The following is a 17,590-nucleotide window of genomic DNA, read 5'->3' as shown; positions in this document are numbered from 1 at the left end:
CATCAGGTGCGGAACGGCCCGGTCACGCAGTAGGTGATGCCGCCGGACGAGGAGCCCGTGGTGCCGCGCTGGGACGAGAAGTAGAGCCGATCGCCGGCGGGGGTGAAGGCGGGGCCGGTGATTTCCGACGAGCTCTGTCCAGTGATCCGCAGGAACACCGAGATCGTGTCGTCCGGGGTGATCATGCAGATCTCCATGTTGCCGCCGTCCTCGGCGACGTAGAGGTCTCCGAACGTCGAGCCGGTGACGTTGTCGACCCCGGTGAGCGGCGCCGGGCCCGGGTTGACCAAGCTGTCGTCGTAGGCCAGTTCGTAGGTGTTGTTGGCGAGGTTGACCTGCCAGACCCGGTTGTCGCCCTTGGTGGTGAACCAGACGGTGTCGTTGGCGTAGTGGCAACCCTCTCCGCCGTTGAAAACCTTGGCGCCGGAGACCTGTCTGCGGGTGACCGTGGGTGATCCGTCCGGGTCGGGAACGGTGGCCCAGGTGAACGTGCCGGACGTCGCGGTACCGGCCACGAGGACCTGCAGGGTGCCGGTGGAGAGGTCGCCCCAGGTGGTCGGGACGAATCGGTAGAACCGGCCGTCGGTTTCGTCCTCGGTCAGGTAGATGACCTTGCGGACCGGGTCGGCGGCGGCGGCTTCGTGCTTGAACCGGCCCATGGCCGGTCGTGCGACGGCCGTACCGCCCAGGGGGTAGGTCTCCCAGACGCGGCCGAGGCTGATCTCTTCGCAGGACAGCCAGGTGTTCCACGGGGTCTTGCCGCCGGCGCAGTTGTTGTTGGTGCCGGACAGGATGCGGGAGGCGCCGGTGATTTGGCCGTTCGAGTTGAACGAAATCATCGATGCGCCACCGCCCGACGTGGCGCTGGTCTCGGCGTTGGAGACGTAGATCCAGCCGGTGCCGTGCGGGATCACGGCGCCACCGTCCGGCGCGCTGTGCCAGACGTACGACGTGCCGGGCACGACCTGACCGGACCGCGCAATGACCTGGCTGGTGAAGCCAGCCGGCACTTGGATGCCGTTGGCATCGGCGGCCTGCAGCGGACCATAGGGGCTGGCGGCGTTCTGCGCCGGTGCCGCGTACGCTGTGGACCACGCCGTGAACGGCAGGACCAAACCACCCGCTCCGGCCACCGTTGCCCTCAGTAGTGTGCGCCGATCCATGAACCCTCCTCGATATCGGGTACAGAGAACATAGGAGTGGTTTGCCAACTAGCGGCGGAGCGTGAGGTGAACGGCGCGCGGCGACCGCTTGGCGATCGGTGGACGGCAATGCGACAGCCGGGCGGGTCAAACCCGGAGACATGCAGCATCGCCGATGCGGGCGAACATCCCGAGCTCGATGCACACGCGAAGCGGCCTGCTCCAGATGCCCTGGAGCAGGCCGTTTCGCGCTTGCGGGCGGCCTGAGCTCAGCGGAAGCGCGGATCGTTCCGGGCCCGGGTGTCCACGGTCAGCGACATCGCCCGCGCGATGTCATCCCAGGAGACGTAGGAAAAGTTCGTGGCGTCGCGCTCGCCGTCCACGTCGGGCCCGGTCTCGGGCTCGTCGTGCGTGACGAGCAGGCCCTGCCGGTAGTCGCCGACGGGGCGGTTCGTCACGGCGAGTCCGTCGGAGCCGTTGATGTCGTCGGCGCCGTCGACACCCGTGACCCGGAAGCTGCCCACCGCTTGGTTCGCGCCTTGGCGCTCGTAGACCGCGAAGGTGTCGTCGCCCTGGCTCGACACGAGCACGTATCCGGTCGAGCCGGGCCCGTAGTAGAGGTCGACGCCTTCGGCGTCAGCCGTGAGGAGGTTTCCGCCGTTGCCCTTGGCGTTCGGGTCGACCGGCTGGCATTCCTCGGTCTCGCTGTCGTAGACAGCGTGGATCCCGAAGTCCTTGACCCGGTCGATGAGCTTCGGCTGGCTGGCCGGTCCGAGCGGCAGTTGCAGCCGCCACAGGCCGACGTCCTCCTGCGCGGCGTAGAGCATGCCCGACGCCTGGTCCACCGCGACGCCCTCGAGCTGCGGCAGTACGCCTGGCTCCTCGCAGGGAACCCAGGTCGTCCCGTCCGGCAGCCGGAAGGTGCTCGGCAGGTCGAGGCGCTGGATGTCGGTGTAGCCAAGCTTGCCGCCGATCTCCACGATCCGGGCGGTCGCGATGGTCGTCCTCCCCTCCTGGGTGACGACGGCGTACGTCTCGCCGGGCCGCGGCTGCCAGACGGCGAGGCCGTACGCGGTGCGCTCCTCGTCCACGGCCTGGCGGTCGAGGTTGAACAGGAACCTCTGGTCGGTGGCGGTAACCTCGGCCAGCGGGGTGCGCGCCGCCGCGCCGGCCGGGTCGATGACGAAGAACCGCAGCTGGTCGTTGTAGCGGTCGGACACGACGGCGACGTCGGCCTGGCGGCCCGCCAAGCTGACGCCATAGGCGATGTCGACGTTGTTGTAGCGGCCCGTGGCGGTGTCGACCCGCGGTGCCTCGGTGGCCGGCAGCGACTGTAGCTCCCGCGAGCGCATGTCGTAGACGCGGAGACCGCCTTCCTTGGCCGTCACGATCACTAGCGAATTTCGGGAATCCGCCGGGTGGACCCAGATAGCCGGATCGTCACCGGAGGCATTCCCGCCAGCCTCGTCGTCGTACAGGACCGGGGTTTCGCTGTCGGTGGTCACGACCGCGGGTTGTGTGGTGGCGGCACTGGCGTGGGGCGGCGCGAGCAGCGCGGCGACGACGGCACCCACCGCGACCATGGCGTTCAACGTGTACGTCACGGCAGCCATTTTTCGGAACGGAGATTGCCGCCGATGGGAGCAGCGGTTGCCGTGGATGAAACTCGGCGCATACCCAGGTTTCGGCGGCCCCTCCGCCCACCATTCAATCGAGGCCTTTCCGTATGTGGTGCGGGCTGGAAGTGCTGTCGGCGATTACTGTGGAGTGTGAAGGAGCGGGTGAGGTTGATTTCGGGTCCGAGCCAGCGACGCAGCCGAGTCGCTCGTCTTCCGAGATCATCACCACCGGCTCCGCGGCGCACAGGTCGGGAGAGCGCATTGGTCGTTCCGGTCGGGTAGCTTCGCCGGGTGGTTGATCGAGCGGTCCGACCCGGCGATGTCGCCGCGATGCGGTTGTCAGACGGTGGATTTGGGGCATGCCAGGTCACCGGGGTCGAAGGCCGTGTGGCCTCGGCGTACGCGCTGCGATGGCACTCGGTAGATCGGCCGAGCCTGGACGAGCTGCGCGGCGTTGAGCCGCTGGCGCTTGACCATCATGCCCATGACGGGCGGCTTGCTCACTTGTCGATTGGCAGCTGGCATGCGGTGCCGCCGGGGTTCCCCTGGAGGCAGTGAAGTCCGCCTACCGCGCGGCCGCCACTCGCGGTCAGGCCGACGTCGACTTCGGCGCCGGGGCGGCGACGCTCGGCGCGGCCACGTCTCGACTGGACCTGAGCGGTGAGGGGCCGATGCGGGTGCCTACGCCCGGGCCGGTGCGGTGGTCCGCTCTCGATCAGCTGCCCGGCGCCCGGCCCGGCTGGGCGGCGTCCAGACCGACGTGGGGGCGTCGGCCAGGCCGTTCGATCCTCGCTGAGTACCTACCCCGGTCGTCGCGGCGGCCGTCAGCGATCCTGGCCGGTCGTTTCCTCGGTGCCGATGGCGCGTTGACCAACTTGGGGGACTGTCCACCATGAGGATCTCCTGATGGTTCGTCCGATGACCCCGATGCCGGCCGTCGCGTCACCGCCCCCGTGTAGCGGCGCGCTGGGTTGGAGCAGTGAGGCCGTGCTTGGACGTCTGCTGGATGGCCGCTACAAGACTGAAGGGCTGCTGGGCAGCGGCGGCATGGGTGAGGTATGGCGGGGTCGCGACCTGCGCCTGGACCGCCCGGTGGCGATCAAGGTGCTCGCCGCGGCCGGTCTGAAGGAGCCGATGGCCGCGGAACGCTTCGACCGCGAGGCCCGTGCGGCGGCCGGGCTGACCCATCCGCATATCGTCGCTGTCTACGATTTCGGCACCGAGGACAACGACTCCTATCTGATCATGGAATTGGTGGAGGGGCGGACCGTGTCCGCACTGCTCGCCGACGGCCCGCTCCCCGTCCTGCAGGCGTTGTCGATCGCCGCGCAGGCCTGCGACGGGATCGCCGCCGCACACCTGGCCGGGGTGGTGCACCGTGACGTGAAGCCGGGCAACTTGATCGTCACCGCCACCGGCACAGTGAAGATCTGCGACTTCGGCATCGCCCGCCTTCCTTGGGCAGAGGGGGAGAACACCCTCACCGAGCCGGCGACCAAGCTTGGCACCAGCTCCTACATGTCTCCCGAGCAGGCCCTCGGCCAGCCGGCGGACCACCGCAGCGACCTGTACGGGCTGGGCTGCACCCTCTACGCCATGCTCGCCGGCGGTCCGCCGTTCGCCGGCGAGCCGCTCAGTGTGCTGCATCAGCACGTCAACGAGCCACCCCCGCCGCTGCGCGAGCGCCGGCCCGACGTACCCGTCGAGATGGACGCCCTGGTCGCCGAACTGCTGGCCAAAGATCCCGCCGACCGGCCGCAGGACGCGGCCGAAGTCCGGGACCGCCTCGCAGCCCTGCTGCCTCGGGCCGGCACGCCGGTTTCCCTCGTGTCGGTCACGCCAGCTGACCGGGGCCGGCCGGTACGGTCCACGCCGGTGACCGCTTCTCCACCCAGGCCGGACGCAGGCGGCCCGGCACGCCCCAGGCCGGGCCCGGCACTGCATCGGCGCGAGATGCTGCTGATGGCGGCCCTGCTCGGCGTCGCGCTGCTCGCCTTGACCGGCGTTACGCTGCTCGACCGCGGCGACCACAGCTCTGCCGCGGGGCCGACCACGCCGCCGGCATCGGCCACCACCGTCGTGGCGCCCCGCGTGCCGGCCGTGCCGCTCACCGTCGCGCCCGCCACGCCCACGCTGCGCACCGTCGCGTCCGCCACCCGCAAACCGGCCGGCCCGACACCGAGCCCTCGGGCCACCTCGCGTAAGCCGAGCCCCACTCCACCCGCTGACCCGATAGCCGGCATGCGCCAGTCGATCCGGGAGCAGGTGGACGCCGGCCGGTTGAACCCCGATGCCGCGAAGGACCTACACACCAAGGTCGACGCGATCGCGAAGGAGATCGCCCAGAGCGACCCGGACCAGGCCGAGGACCAGCTCAAGAAGCTGCGTGACAAGCTCGGTGACCTGCGACGCGATGGCAAGCTCACCGCCGACGGCTACGACGCCCTGACCATCGACGCCGACCAGATCGCCGCCGACCTGCGGTAAAGATGTGAGGTAGCTCCTGCTGCCACGGGCCGACGACTTGGCCTGGTCGTGACCGGTCGGCGCTTTCCGCTTGCGGTGGCGGCAGGTAGTCGACGGGATGCTCCGGGGGGAAGCCCGGGCCGGCCATGCCCCGAACCAAGATTGAGCCCCCTGGGAAGCTAACTGGCTGCGCTCGCAAGGCTCGGTGCACGGCCATGATTAAGGCCTGCCGAGTACGAACAATTGTCACTATGGGGCGCCGGCCGGGGTCGCAAGAATCGTCATTCTGCGACCCGCCGCGCCTCAGTCCCCGATGGCAGCCGGTGGGGGAGTGCCGCCGTCCTGCGCCCGCCACTGACCGGCGCTGTCGGCGCGCAGCAGACGATCAACCATCTGCTCGGCGTCCGGCTCCGTATCGAACTCCCAGCGCAGAACCTTGCCCGTCTCGGTGTCGCCGGCGCGGGCGATCACCGTCCAGCGCGTTTCGCGGACCAGCCACACGTCGCGCCGGGTCAGCCGCCCCCAGTGAGGTCGGGCCGAAGCGCGGTGCCGGGCTTTCGTCCGGTCCGTTTCTTCGGCCCGCCTCCCGAACCGGACGTGCAACTCTCGCTGCATCCGGCTCTCCACGGACTCACGTCGGCTGGGTCAGGCGATGTGTCGGGGGCGTCCAGGGGTTGGGGATCACGCTGCGGCGTCGGTACCGGGTGACGGTGACCGAGGCCGGGTTGAACAGGGTGAGCTGTCCGTCGGTGATCGTCCATCCGCCGGCCATGAAGCGCCGTCGGAGTTGCTTCCACGTCAGGCCCTTGTGTCGTTTGCGGATCCAGATCGCTGTCCGGCGCCAGGTGAAGGCGCCGAGGTAGCTGAAGGTCCGTTTGGACACGCCGTGCTTGAAGTAGTTGCTCCACCCGCGTAGTACGCCGTTGACGCGTTCCAGCAGGGCGGTCAGGTCGGCTTGTGCTGAGCTGTGGGTGAGCGTGCGGACCTTGTCCTTGATCGCGGTGACCGCTTTCTTGGACGGGTATGTGTATACGCAGCGTCTACCCGTGCCTCGTTTCCGGTGCCGCTGGATGCGGAACCCGAGGAAGTCGAAGCCCTCGTCGATGTGGACCACCCACGCCACCATCAGGAACGCGGGATCGGTGACAAGGTTGAACAGATCATCAAACCGGCGAGACCGATCCTCGCCTGCCCAACGATGCAGCTTGGTCTGAATCTCCAGTACCCGCCGCCACGCCTCGTCGAGGCTCGGCCACGGCGCGCCGGTGTTCACCAGCGACCTCCTGGCATGACAGTCCCTCCCTGCGAACCCGCTGCCCGCCTTCGCCATGCAGACGGCTCTCCCGCCCTCGGACTACTACGCGGACTCCGCCCCATCGAGGTGCCCCGGCAGGACAACATGCCCTCCCATCTCCGCCACGCTGGCCGCGTCGCGGTGGATCCGCACCCAGACGGTTCCCACGTTCACCACCGATCGATCGACGGAGGAGGTGCCCAACTTTGCCCCTGCGGCCCGTTGCGGGTACGCCGTAGACCTTCTCCGCAACCACCACGACGAGGGGATCAACCCCGTCGTGGAGCCCACCCGGACGGCGCTAGCCCGGATGATTCGTCCGCGATCCCGGCCCATATCCGCGGAATTTGAGCCGGTGGTGGAATTAAGAGGCGTTACACGTCGGTTCCTCACGTACACCTTTCCGTCTCGCTTGCCGAACCTGGGCCGTCTGGCAGTACCAACCCACCCCGGCGTCGTCGAGGCCGCTTCCCACCCTCCCGCGCGTTCCCGCGGTCAGGCTGCCTCCAGCTTCACGCCCACTGCTACGACAGCAGACGGGTGAAGGTCTCCCACCTCCACTCGACCGATAGCGCCTCGTGGCGCACGACACCGTTCCACCACCGCCGTACTACCTCCTGCACCCCCGCGATCGTACATACGTTCGATCTGGTGGGAAGCTCGGGTGGCGAGCGTGTCTCGCGCGCCCGTAGTGGCGGGTCAATCGCAGCGATCCTCGGCGCCTCGGCCGTAGGGCTCGCAACAGTCCGGGCGGTGTCGGTACACCCGAAGATCACGCCCGTCCCGGTGGGCGAACTCCGGCGTGATCTCGTACAAGCAGGCCTGCCAAACGACGGTCTCTCCGCCGCCGGACACCTGCTGGCCGTCACCCGGCCCGCCGCGCAGCAGCACCTCCACCCTCCGACCGTAGGTGATCGGCGGGGGCCGGGCCCGAACTCAACCGATCACCCCCGAGGATTTCCGGGCCCAGGTCGAGACGAACTTGTTCGGTCCGCTGAACGTCACCCGGGCGGTTCTGTCGGTCATGCGTGCCCAGCGGTCGGGGCTGGTCGTTTCGATCTCGTCGGTGGCCGGGTTCGTCGGCGCGGAGTTCACCTCGGCGTACGCGGCGGCGAAGTTCGGCCTCGAAGGCTGGATGGAGTCGCTGACGCAAGGAGGTCGCCGTTCGGGATCCGAACCATGATCGTCGAGCCCGGCTTCTTCCGCACCGACCTGCTCATCCCGGAGTCGACTGGCTACACCGAGTCGAGCATCGACGACTACGCCGAGCACCAAGCAGACCGTGGACGCATGGAAAGGCATGAACGGCCTGCAGGGCGGCGACCCCGCAAAGCTCGCGGCGGCGCGGGTCCAGCTCGTCGGCTCCGCTGAGCCGCCGGTGCGCTGGGCCGCCGGCTCTGACGCGGTCGCTGCGCTGGAGTAGAAGGCGAAGACCCTGCTCGACCAGGCCGGCGCGCGACCTGTCCTCGTCGCTCGCGTACGACAACGCCTGAACGGCTACCTGCACACCGATCCGGAGGACATCGCCGGCGTCGCCACGCAACTGCGGCTGTACGACCTCACCCGGCGGCGCACCGGGGCGGTGGCCGACGGGGTGGGGCTGGTGTTCTGCCGGGGCGACGTGCTCTGGTGGTCCACCGGCGGGCGTACGGTGACCGCCTGGCAGACCCTGGACCTACCCTGACCTGAGCCGGGCGGTGCCCCCGGCCGGTCAGACGTTCACGTGGAAGTGCACCGCGAAGTAGCCGGTGTTCGCCGTGGAGTTGGACGCCTCCACGCCGACCCACCCGTGGAACGTCCCAGTGTCGCCGATCACCTGGAGCTGCGGCTTGCGGTGCGAACCACCGGTGTAGCAGGTGCTCGACGTCAGGCAGGTGCACCAGTGCTCGTAGAAGTTCCGCCGGCCCGCTCCCGCGAGGTAGTAGCGGATCGGGGAGGACGTCGCGCCATTCGGGCAGGACGAACAGGTGGCGGTCGGGGGGCTGAGCCAGCTCAGGCAGTTCCCGTTGCATCGGGCGAACGACCGGAGGTCCATCCCGCTGGGGCCGGCGGCACCGGTGCTTCCGCTGTAGCCGGCGTACCGGCCGGTGTACTGGGTCAGCGGGATGTTGCTGACCGGCGTGTACGCGTCGTTCGAGGCGGAACTGCCGAAGCCCCAGCCGACGGTGACCCCGTAGTTGGAGCTGACGAAGTCGAGCCGGGCCAGGTCGCTGGCGGGCTGGCTGACCGCCCAGGTTTCCTGGACGCCCTCGCTCCAGGTGATGGTGATGCTGTCACCGGAGTTGGTGTACGTGCCGCTCAGGGACTTTACGACACCACCGGGCTGGAACCCGGCGGCCGTCCGCACCTCGCAGTCGTGGCCGGTGCAGCCGGTCGTCCGGATGCCCGTGCCGGCGGCCCCGACGACGGTGGCCCGGTTCCAGTACCAGAAGCTCTCGGTCACCGTGCCGTCGCCGAAGAAGTAGTAGGTCGCCAGCCGGACCCAGACCGGACTGGTGGCGGGCGCGCCGGCGGCGGGCATGGCCCCGAGCGCGACGCTGTAGATGCGCCGCCCACCGGGGTAGTCCACCGCCTGCGCGGGCGCCGGCAGGACGACCGCTCCCATCGTCAGCGCCAGCAGCGCGGCGGCGAGATACCGCCAGGTGATCCTCCGTCGACGACCCATACGTCACTCCCCCTATGACCGACCGTTGGCATATCGTATCTGATCGATACCGACCGGATGGTCCCGCGGCGCGGGACGCCCAGGACAGCCGCGCCGGGTCAGGGGCCGAACGGGTCGGGCCGACGTTCCAGGAGTTCGTGCAGGGTCTGCCGGATGGTCTCCCGGACCTGGTCGGCGAGGTTGAACACGACCGGTGGAGCGTCGGCCGTGTCAGTCAGGTGCGCGGTGGGGATCGGCGGGCAGAATTCGACCAGCCACTTGCTCGGCAGCGTCACCAGGCCCAGCGGCCCGATATCGAGCTGCACCGCTCGTCGAATCGAGCTGGGCGCGCTTGTTGCGGATGTGTCGCAGGCTCTCCTCGAGCGCGGCGAACTCGCCGAGCCACTGGCATCCGGGGGCCTCGGTGAGTCGATCTTTCGTGTTGCTTGGTGAACGTGTAGGTCTGTGAGGACAAGCGGGCCAGTTGGGCGTGCAGGGTGGGCTGGTTGCCTCTGATGGTGAGGGGCCCGTGAGCGCCGCGTTCGGTTCGGCGAGGTAGGCGACATGCTCGCGCTGCCAGCGCAGCGTATCGGGCGATCACCACGGTGTCGCTCAGGTCGCTGAGCTAGGCCCACGTTTCAGAAGTCGATCACGCTTGCGGCGGACGGTCTAGGTCCCGTCTGGAGTTGTGATCACGGTGGTGTGGAGGTCGGCCGGTCGGCCGCTCCATCCTTGTAGAACGGTGGCGTGACGCGCCGGGCGCTGAGTGACGACGAGGGGGCGTTGGTTGAACCCCCGTTCCTGCCGATCGGGGCCTACGGTCCGCGGCGGTCGCGGGACCAGTTCGAGGGCGTGATCTGGCGGTTTCGTACCGGGCAGCCAATGGCGGGAAATGCCGGTTGGCTGGAGCCAGGCTGTGTCTGGTTTCATCCCGTGTCGCGCTGCTAGAGCACGCGGTCGGGCGTGAGGATGTGGGCATGAGTTCATCGCAGCCCGTCGCCGGCCCCGGGCCCGAGCCGGGCACGACCGCGGGCGGGCCGGTGAATGCTGCTGGCGCGCGGTCCAGGCCCCCATCGCCGGATGCGCCCGAGTCTTCCCCGGATCACCGCTACCTGCTCGACAACGCCCGGGTGGAGGCGGGCGAGCGGTTCACCTGGCTGGCCGAGCTGTTCGACGGTGTCACGCGTGGGCACTTCGACAGGCTAGGAGTGAGGGCGGGCTGGCGCTGCTGGGAAGTTGGTGCCGGAGGCCCCAGCATTCCCGAGGCACTCGCCACGGCCGTCGGACCAACCGGTCACGTGCTGGCCACGGACATCAATCCGGCCTGGCTGGACCCGCACGGCGGGTACGAGGTGCTCCGGCACGACATCGTCGGGGACCCGCCGCCGCAGCCAGGCACGTTTGACCTGGTACACGCGCGGCTCGTGCTCGTTCACGTGCCCGACGTGCCCGGCGTTGGCTACGATGGTGGCGGCGCTGCGGCCCGGCGGTTGGCTATTGGTGGAGGATGCCGACACCGAGCTGCAGCCGCTGGCCTGCCTCGATGAGATTGGCCCGGCGCAGCGGCGCGCCAACCGGCTGCGGCGCGCCGTCCGGGAGTTGATGACCCGCCGCGGCGCCGATCTGCGCTACGGCCGTACGCTGCCGCGGGCGTTGCGTGCGGCGGGCCTGGTCGATGTCACGGCGGCCGGCTGCTTCCCGGTCGGCGGGGTAGCCTGCGACCGGCTGGAGACCGCGACGGTGCGCATGGTCCGCGGCGAGTTGCTCGCCGCAGGGCTGGCCAACGACGTCGAGATCGACGCGCACCTGGCCGCCGTCGATGCCGGCGAGCTCGACCTCACCCTCGCGCCGCTGATCTCGGCATGGGGACGCCGCCCAGGCTAAGCCTGAATCCGTGGGATCGGGTCGACGTGCGGGGCGTGGGACGACGTCCGCGAATCCCTACGCAGCTTCGCCTCCAACTCCGCGACCCGCTGCGTCAACACCTCAATCCGCGCGTCCCGCTCGGCCAGAGCCTGCTCCAACCGGGCAAGCCGCTCCAGCAGCCTCACAACCACCAGCGAGTCGGACACGACGGTCAGGATGACTCAAACCACCACCAAGATTAAGCCAGGCCGCCAAAACAGTTACGTCTTGTGAGCAACTCCGAGGGCGGTGTACGGTGACAGCCAACACAAAGGACCAAGGAGTTTATCCATGATGGACGGCGACCAGATGCGTTGTTGCGCAGCTTTCGCTGACCCTCAAGTCGCTCGTTACTGTCTGCTTATCGGTGCTGTTGGCGGCTAGTCACCACCTCGGTGGTGCTTGGTTTGTGGTCTTTCTTCCAATGTGACTGCCGGAATTAGAACTCGCCTTTGTCTCGGGATTCTTCCTCTCATCGCGATTGAATGCACTGCCGTTCCGCCCGACGAAACGCGTCCTTCCGTGGGGGAGGTCGCGGCTCGTGTGTCAACTACTGCCCCTGGCCCGACTAATGCCTGGTTCAACAAGCTGGGCCCCGAGGCGCTGTACGACATCCGTGGACGGCGCGGCGGCGGCCCCGAGGGTCATCGGCGCGCCGCGTGCGAAAAAGCCGCAAGTGCGATATTCGAAAGGGGGAGGGGTGCGGACCAGCAGGTGCCGTGCTCCGGACTGAAAATGACAGTAATGAATGAATCGAATCTGACTCCCCTGCCGTTGCTGCAGCTGAGTAGTGGTTTCTCGAGCTTCAAGACCTTCGCCGCCGCAGTGGAGTTGAGTCTGTTCACCCGGCTCGCCGACGGTCGGACGATGAGCGTGTCGGAGGCGGCTGCCGAGTTCGGACTACCGCATCGTCCGGCGGATCTGCTGCTCACCGCTTGCGCCTCGCTGGGATTGCTGGAGAGACGCGGTGACGGGTACGGGAACACCGCACTCGCCGAGAAGTTCCTGGTCGAAGGACGCCCCTACTATTTCGGTGGGTTGGTACGGTTCTACGACAAGCGCGAGTACCCGGCGTGGGATCGTGTTCTCGATGCGCTTCGGACGGACAAGCCGACCGCCTGGGACCCGGAGGTCCAAGACTCTCCGTTCGTGGCCGAGGACTCGCAGATGCTGCAGTTGTTCTGGGACGCGATGCACTGCATCTCGACATTCACCGCCCGTGCACTCGGTGAGGTCTACGACTTCGGCAGGCACTCCCGTCTGCTGGATGTGGGGGGCGGCTCCGGAGCGTTCCCGATCGAGCTGTGCCGCCATTACGCGCACCTGTCGGCGACGGTGTACGACCTGCCCCACGTGTGCCCGATCGCTGATTCGAAGATCGCCGATGCTGGACTGAGTGGACGGATCACCACGGTTACCGGGGACTTCCTGCGCGACGCCGCGCTGCCTGCGGGCTACGACGTGATCCTGTACAGCATGATCATGCACGACTGGGGTGAGGACACCGACCGGGAACTGCTGCGACGCGCCTACGAGGCACTGGCACCCGGCGGTGTGGTCATCATCAGCGAACTGATGCTCAATGCCGACCGCACCGGCCCCGCCGAGGCCGCCCTGATGGGTATGAACATGCTCATCGAGACCACGGCCGGCAAGAACTACTCCGAAACCGAGTACATGAACTGGCTACAGGATGCCAAGTTCTCCGACATCCGTACCCTGCCGTTCGTCGCGGCCGGCGCGAACGGGGTCGTCATCGGCGTCAAGGACTGACCGGACCGTGACGACAGTCGGGGTGGCGGGTGGCAACGGGTCGCCTGGTGCAACGCCGCCGCCTGTTCCGTCTCGACGTCACCGGCTGAGCCGCCGCGCCTCCGAAGGTGGCCTGACGTGGCAGCGAGTGTGATCGAGTGGCGTGCCGCATGGTCAGCTGGGGGATCCAACCGCACGTTGTGAGCGACGAGGAAATCGACGCGGACATGGTCGCCACGACACGCGGGGTCGCCGATCAGGCTTTGCGAGGGCCCCTTCCCTGGGCCGGGAAGGGGCCCTCGTGCGTGTCCTGTGTGGGCCACTTGGTCCAGAGTTCGGCGACCAGGTCGGCGGCCTACTTCTCCCACTGGGCGTAGTGGTCGGGGTACGCCGACACCTGCACCGCCTGGGCGGAGCGCGTCAGCGGCATGTCCTGCCAGCCGTCGACCTGCTTCAGGCCCTTCAGGAACGAGGTGGTGGCGTACTCGGGGTCGGTGATCTGCTCGACCGTGCCCACGTGCTGAAAACTCTGCCGGTCAACGAGAGCGGAGTGTGCAGAACGGCGGCGAGGTCAGCGGTCCTGAACAAGCTCCGCTCCTTCATCCTCCCCGGCGGGACCCCGGTCGCCGCACAGCTGCACGGTGGCCCGCCGCGCCGAGCGCTCCACCTGCTCGGCGCTGGACGAGCACGGCGACAGCGTCAACCCGCTGACCGTGAAGTATCTCAACCGTACGGGGACACAGGCGACATCCTGTGGCTGTCCGGTGGGAGCGCGGCGAGCGCGACTTCCCGGGAGGTGACGGTGCTGCCGCTCGAGCCCGACAACCGTAAGAGGAAGTGATGACCGACGAGACGGCTGGCTGGGCCGACGGCGTCGGACCCCACCCCTATCCTCGGCGACATGACGATTCAGCGCATGGACAACGTCGGCATCGTCGTCGACGACCTCGACGCCGCCGTCGCTTTCTTCACCGCACTCGGCATGGAGCTCGAAGGCAGGATGCCGATCGAAGGAAGCTGGGCGGGAAATGTCGTCGGGCTCGACGACATGCGAAGCGAGATCGCGATGATGCGGATCCCGGACGCCCCGGGCCGGCTCGAACTGGCGAAGTACCACACCCCGAAGGCGATCACCCCCAAGCCTGAGATCACCCCGCCGAACACGCTGGGCCTGCACCGCGTCATGTTCACCGTCGACGACATCGAGGACACCCTCGCCCGCCTCCGTCCGCACGGCGCCGAACTCGTTGGCGAAGTGACGCGCTACGAGGACAGCTACCTGCTCTGCTATCTCCGCGGGCCGAGCGGAATCATCCTCGCGCTGGCCGAGCAGCTGAGCTGAGGAAAGAGGTCCGCTCACACGGGCGCCGAACTAAAGGAACTGGGCGGGCTGCAGCCCGGTGAACGGAAAGATCCACTCCGGGTGAGCCGCCGAGATCACCTGCAGCGCGCGATCCACGATGGATGCACGACTCGGTGACGAGACGTCGCTTAGATTTACTTCATGTACTCGACCCAGGTATCCCAACTCGTCAAGGCACCGCGCTCAGCCGTCTATCGGGCACTGCTCGATCCGGCCGCGGTCGCCAAGTGGCGGGTGCCCACCGGCATGAGCGGACACGTGCACGAGTTCGACGCGCGCGAGGGCGGCTCGTTACGCGTCTCGCTCACGTACGAGGCACCAGACAATACCGGCAAGTCGACGGCGCATACCGACACCTACCACGGCCACTTCGTCAAGATCGTGCCCGACCGGCAGGTGGTCGAGGTCGTCGAGTTCGAGACCGACGATCCCGCGCTGCGTGGCGCCATGACCATGACCACGACGCTCGCCGACGTGGACGGCGGCACCGAAGTCGTCGTTGTTCATGACGGCATTCCGGACGCGATCCCGGCCGAAGACAACGAGACGGGTACGCGCATCGCCCTGGCGAACCTCGCCAGACTCGTCGAATTGGGCTAGCGCGGCCCTTGTCATAGCCGCTGGCCGGGCGTTGGCTGCTCGGCCGGTGAGGCGCATCCGACCATGCCGATGAGCGGATGCCTTGCTCGGTTTCTGATGACGGGCTACCGGGCGATCGGCAAGGGCAAGCTCGGCCTTGCTCCCGGCTGAGCTGCAGGGTCGTGGCTGTGGCTGTGGCTGCGGCTGCCACCTCGGGCCCGACTGTCGAGGTGTCGAAGCGCCCGTATCTGGTGCGGTAGGCGGCATTGATGTCCGCGCGCAGGGACCCGATCCGGCGGCAACGTCCTCGACGGCGACGTCGGCCTGCATGCCCGGAATGCGGATGCTGGCCCGGCGGGAGTCCAGCACGTGAGCGAACCAACCGGTGTTCGTCGGTACCAGGTTCGCACATTCACCTGCTCACTGGCGCACACGACCCAGATCGGCAACCGGCGCCACAGGGCCTCGTCGATACGTTTGGCGGCGACCTGCAGTTTCGTCGGTAGAACCGATTCGTCGTATATCGTCCGGAGCCCGGATAGCAGCCGTGATGCGGAGTTCCTCCTCATTCGTTCGCGTCCGTTGCGCAACACCCCAGATGAGGTCTTTGACAGCCTGGAGATCTCGTGGGCATCGCAACGGTGGGTGAGCAAGGAGGGGCTCGTCACCAGGGCACATTCCCGGCGTCATCGAACAGCCCTCCGGTCGGGCCGTCGTCGGGCAGCGTGGCGAGCCGAATGGCGATCTTGGCGCCTTCTGCGGGCGTACTGGTTCCGTGGAAGCCGTTGAGATCGGTAGCGACGTAGCCGGGGCAGGCGTTGTTGATTTTGATATTGGTGTCACTCAGTTCCTTGGCGTACTGGATGGTGACCGCGTTGAGGAACGTCTTCGACGGTGAGTACGCCCCGCTGATTCCGCCGAGGTCGACACCAGGCTTGGTCTGCAAGGTCAGAGAAGCGACGTGGCTGGACTGGTTGACGATCCGCGGGCGCTCGGAGCGGCGCAGTAGCGGCAGCATCGCGTTGATGACCCGGACGACGCCGATCACGTTGGTCTCCACTACCGCCCGCATACTCTCCGGTGTAACGGTCGAGGGCTCCTGCGGCCATACCCCGGCGATGCCGGCATTGTTGACCAGCACGTCAAGCCGCCCGGCACGCTCCTCGATCAGTGCAGCGGCGGCCACAACGCTCGCGTCGTCGGTCACATCGAGAAGCACACCGAACGCATCGACGCCGGCCGCACGCAGCTTCGCCACGGCGTCATCCCGGCGCTGCTCGTCCCGGGTCCCGATTCCGACGCTCCAGCCCAGCGCGCCGAGCCCGGCCGCGATCTCGTATCCGATTCCCTTGTTCGCGCCGGTGATCAGCGCAATCGTCTGTTCGCTCATGCCATTGATCGTGACCGGACAGCGGCGGGGCACCAACACCGTCTGAGTCACGCAACGATACCCAGCTGATATTGATCCGACGGTAGTCTGAACGGGGTGGAGACGCGGGAGTTGCGGTACTTCGTTGCGGTCGCCGAGGAGTTGCACTTCGGCCGGGCCGCCCGGCGCCTGGGTATCGCCCAGCCGCCGCTGTCGCGGACGATCACTCAGCTCGAGCAACGACTCGGAGTCGCGTTGCTGGAACGCACCAGCCGCAAAGTCACCCTCACCGAAGCCGGATCAGTGCTGCTGGCCGAAGGCCGGGCGATCCTCGGCGCGCTGGCCGCAGCCGAGCGGCGCACCCAACGTGCCGCGACGAGTCAGCCCTCGCTCGTCCTGGCCACCAAGGCCGGCGCCTCCGGCGAACTGCTGGCAAAGTTGCTCGACGCGTACGCCGCCGAGCCGAGTGCCGTCGCCGTCGACCTGCTGCTCTGCGAATCCCAGCCCCAGCAAATGCTGCATGATGGCCAGGCCGACGTGGCACTGCTGCATCAACCCTTCGACTCGACGGCCGAACTCGACACCGAAATTCTGAACACCGAGGGACAGGTCGCCATCCTTCCTGCCTCGCATCCGCTCGCCGGCAGGTCCCACGTCCGGACGGCGGATGTCAGTTCACTGCCGGACCTCCCGCTTGCCCGCTGGCCCGGCCCCGGCGGCGCCTATCCCGAAGGCCCCGGAGCGGAAGTACGCAACCAGACACAGCTCTTCCAGCTGATCGCGCTTGGCCGCACCACCGTGGTCCTGCCCGAATCCTGCCGCGCCAACCTGCTCGAAGGCCTGGCCGCCGTGCCGGTTCTCGACGCGCCGACCGTGACGACCGTTATCGCCTGGCCGCCACACAGCCGTTCCCGAGCACTCGCCGACCTCGTCCGCGTAGCCACACGCCTCTGAGCCTCTTCAGGAGGCACGACATGGGGGCAAGACCGGTGGCCCGGAAAGCACGCGATCGGGTGCGAACATCTGCCGCTGTCCGCGCCGGCCGCACGACCGAAAGCGGTCACACTCGGTGACTGGCCCCCTGGTACCGGCAGCATCCTGAACCGGCCGATGTAAGGATGCCGACAGATTGGGACGGAGGGACACGCCCAGGGGGTCGGCAGCAGACTGATTCCCCTAGCCAATCTGCCGCCGATCCCTTGACCGACCTGGTCAGCGGCCCGACTGGGCAAACTGTCCTCGCCGGGTTCCGCGCTGGAGGCAGGCCGCCGTCATCTGCTGAGTCGTGGCGGCATAGTGTCCCGCACCGGGTTTGATGGAGACATCGAAACCTGGGAGGAACACCAGCGATGCCGGCACCGAAGAAGTACAACGATGAGTTGCGTGAGCGTGCGACTCGGTTGGCGGTCGAGGCCCGCCGGGATCCGGCGTCCGCGGTCGGGGCGATCCGTCGGATC

Annotated in this window: 17 protein-coding genes and 2 pseudogenes; 8 read left to right on the top strand and 11 right to left on the bottom strand. The window is 68.0% G+C overall.

The genetic code is table 11. The features are described from left to right. Positions 1-2: 2 nt before the first annotated feature. On the bottom strand, positions 3-1,163 hold the full coding sequence (locus B0E53_RS02420) for an alkaline phosphatase PhoX (RefSeq protein WP_107074438.1): 1,161 nt from the start codon (positions 1,161-1,163) through the stop codon (positions 3-5). A 248-nt stretch (positions 1,164-1,411) separates the two neighbouring features. After that, entirely contained in the window at positions 1,412-2,725 is a 1,314-nt protein-coding gene (locus tag B0E53_RS02415; RefSeq protein ID WP_107074437.1) for a phytase, read from the bottom strand. Positions 2,726-3,748: 1,023 nt separating this feature from the next. Between B0E53_RS02415 and B0E53_RS02410 the strand changes: the two genes are divergently transcribed. Continuing rightward, positions 3,749-5,248: a protein kinase gene (locus tag B0E53_RS02410; RefSeq protein ID WP_168215193.1), complete on the top strand. Its 1,500-nt coding sequence runs from the start codon at positions 3,749-3,751 to the stop codon at positions 5,246-5,248. A gap of 282 nt (positions 5,249-5,530) precedes the next feature. Here B0E53_RS02410 and B0E53_RS39000 read toward each other — a convergent pair whose 3' ends face one another. From B0E53_RS39000 to B0E53_RS38995, 4 genes are all read right to left on the bottom strand, one after another. Beyond that, entirely contained in the window at positions 5,531-5,854 is a 324-nt protein-coding gene (locus tag B0E53_RS39000) for a hypothetical protein (RefSeq protein ID WP_246835188.1), read from the bottom strand. Between the two features lie 4 nt (positions 5,855-5,858). Further along, positions 5,859-6,500 (bottom strand): group II intron maturase-specific domain-containing protein, encoded by a 642-nt coding sequence (locus tag B0E53_RS02400; protein ID WP_210405876.1) that lies wholly within the window; start codon positions 6,498-6,500, stop codon positions 5,859-5,861. 720 nt (positions 6,501-7,220) lie between these two features. Then, a complete protein-coding gene (locus B0E53_RS02395; RefSeq protein ID WP_107074434.1) occupies positions 7,221-7,418 on the bottom strand; it encodes a hypothetical protein in 198 nt (65 codons plus the stop codon). Positions 7,419-7,457: 39 nt separating this feature from the next. Next, positions 7,458-7,793: a hypothetical protein gene (locus tag B0E53_RS38995; protein WP_246835187.1), complete on the bottom strand. Its 336-nt coding sequence runs from the start codon at positions 7,791-7,793 to the stop codon at positions 7,458-7,460. Between the two features lie 10 nt (positions 7,794-7,803). Between B0E53_RS38995 and B0E53_RS38405 the strand changes: the two genes are divergently transcribed. Continuing rightward, positions 7,804-7,944, top strand: coding sequence for a hypothetical protein (locus B0E53_RS38405; protein WP_210405874.1), 141 nt, complete (start codon positions 7,804-7,806; stop codon positions 7,942-7,944). A 288-nt stretch (positions 7,945-8,232) separates the two neighbouring features. On the opposite strand, the gene B0E53_RS02385 is transcribed toward B0E53_RS38405, so the two are convergent. Continuing rightward, on the bottom strand, positions 8,233-9,186 hold the full coding sequence (locus B0E53_RS02385; protein ID WP_107074433.1) for a hypothetical protein: 954 nt from the start codon (positions 9,184-9,186) through the stop codon (positions 8,233-8,235). Between the two features lie 98 nt (positions 9,187-9,284). Further along, positions 9,285-9,479, bottom strand: a pseudogene (locus tag B0E53_RS02380) (hypothetical protein); the annotation flags it as partial. A 433-nt stretch (positions 9,480-9,912) separates the two neighbouring features. Here B0E53_RS02380 and B0E53_RS38990 point away from each other — a divergent pair. Beyond that, positions 9,913-10,063, top strand: a pseudogene (locus B0E53_RS38990) (IS5/IS1182 family transposase); the annotation flags it as partial. Positions 10,064-10,629: 566 nt separating this feature from the next. Next, positions 10,630-11,049, top strand: a complete 420-nt coding sequence (locus B0E53_RS38985; RefSeq protein WP_246835186.1) for a hypothetical protein — start codon at positions 10,630-10,632, stop codon at positions 11,047-11,049. On the opposite strand, the gene B0E53_RS02365 is transcribed toward B0E53_RS38985, so the two are convergent. Then, positions 11,046-11,237 (bottom strand): DUF6444 domain-containing protein, encoded by a 192-nt coding sequence (locus B0E53_RS02365; protein WP_107074431.1) that lies wholly within the window; start codon positions 11,235-11,237, stop codon positions 11,046-11,048. The genes B0E53_RS38985 and B0E53_RS02365 overlap by 4 nt on opposite strands. A 577-nt stretch (positions 11,238-11,814) precedes the next feature. On the opposite strand from B0E53_RS02365, the gene B0E53_RS02360 reads away from it, so the two are divergent. Further along, a complete protein-coding gene (locus B0E53_RS02360) occupies positions 11,815-12,843 on the top strand; it encodes a methyltransferase (RefSeq protein WP_210405873.1) in 1,029 nt (342 codons plus the stop codon). 334 nt (positions 12,844-13,177) lie between these two features. Here the strand turns inward: B0E53_RS02360 and B0E53_RS37295 are convergent, their stop codons facing one another. Further along, entirely contained in the window at positions 13,178-13,339 is a 162-nt protein-coding gene (locus tag B0E53_RS37295) for a hypothetical protein (protein WP_168215192.1), read from the bottom strand. A 384-nt stretch (positions 13,340-13,723) separates the two neighbouring features. On the opposite strand from B0E53_RS37295, the gene B0E53_RS02345 reads away from it, so the two are divergent. Continuing rightward, complete coding sequence (locus tag B0E53_RS02345) at positions 13,724-14,164, top strand: VOC family protein (RefSeq protein WP_107074428.1); 441 nt, start codon at positions 13,724-13,726, stop codon at positions 14,162-14,164. Between the two features lie 162 nt (positions 14,165-14,326). Continuing rightward, positions 14,327-14,785: an SRPBCC family protein gene (locus B0E53_RS02340; protein ID WP_107074427.1), complete on the top strand. Its 459-nt coding sequence runs from the start codon at positions 14,327-14,329 to the stop codon at positions 14,783-14,785. Positions 14,786-15,428: 643 nt separating this feature from the next. Here the strand turns inward: B0E53_RS02340 and B0E53_RS02335 are convergent. Beyond that, on the bottom strand, positions 15,429-16,154 hold the full coding sequence (locus B0E53_RS02335; RefSeq protein WP_107074426.1) for an SDR family NAD(P)-dependent oxidoreductase: 726 nt from the start codon (positions 16,152-16,154) through the stop codon (positions 15,429-15,431). A gap of 96 nt (positions 16,155-16,250) precedes the next feature. On the opposite strand from B0E53_RS02335, the gene B0E53_RS02330 reads away from it, so the two are divergent. Then, positions 16,251-17,087: a LysR family transcriptional regulator gene (locus tag B0E53_RS02330; RefSeq protein ID WP_107074425.1), complete on the top strand. Its 837-nt coding sequence runs from the start codon at positions 16,251-16,253 to the stop codon at positions 17,085-17,087. The last annotated feature ends 503 nt before the right edge of the window (positions 17,088-17,590 follow it).

Origin of the sequence: Micromonospora sp. MH33, from assembly GCF_003013775.1 — a bacterium.
In the GTDB taxonomy this organism is placed as follows: domain Bacteria; phylum Actinomycetota; class Actinomycetes; order Mycobacteriales; family Micromonosporaceae; genus Micromonospora; species Micromonospora fulviviridis.
The sequence above is the reverse complement of the archived record's forward strand: the minus strand, read 5'-3'. Positions and strand labels throughout refer to the sequence as shown.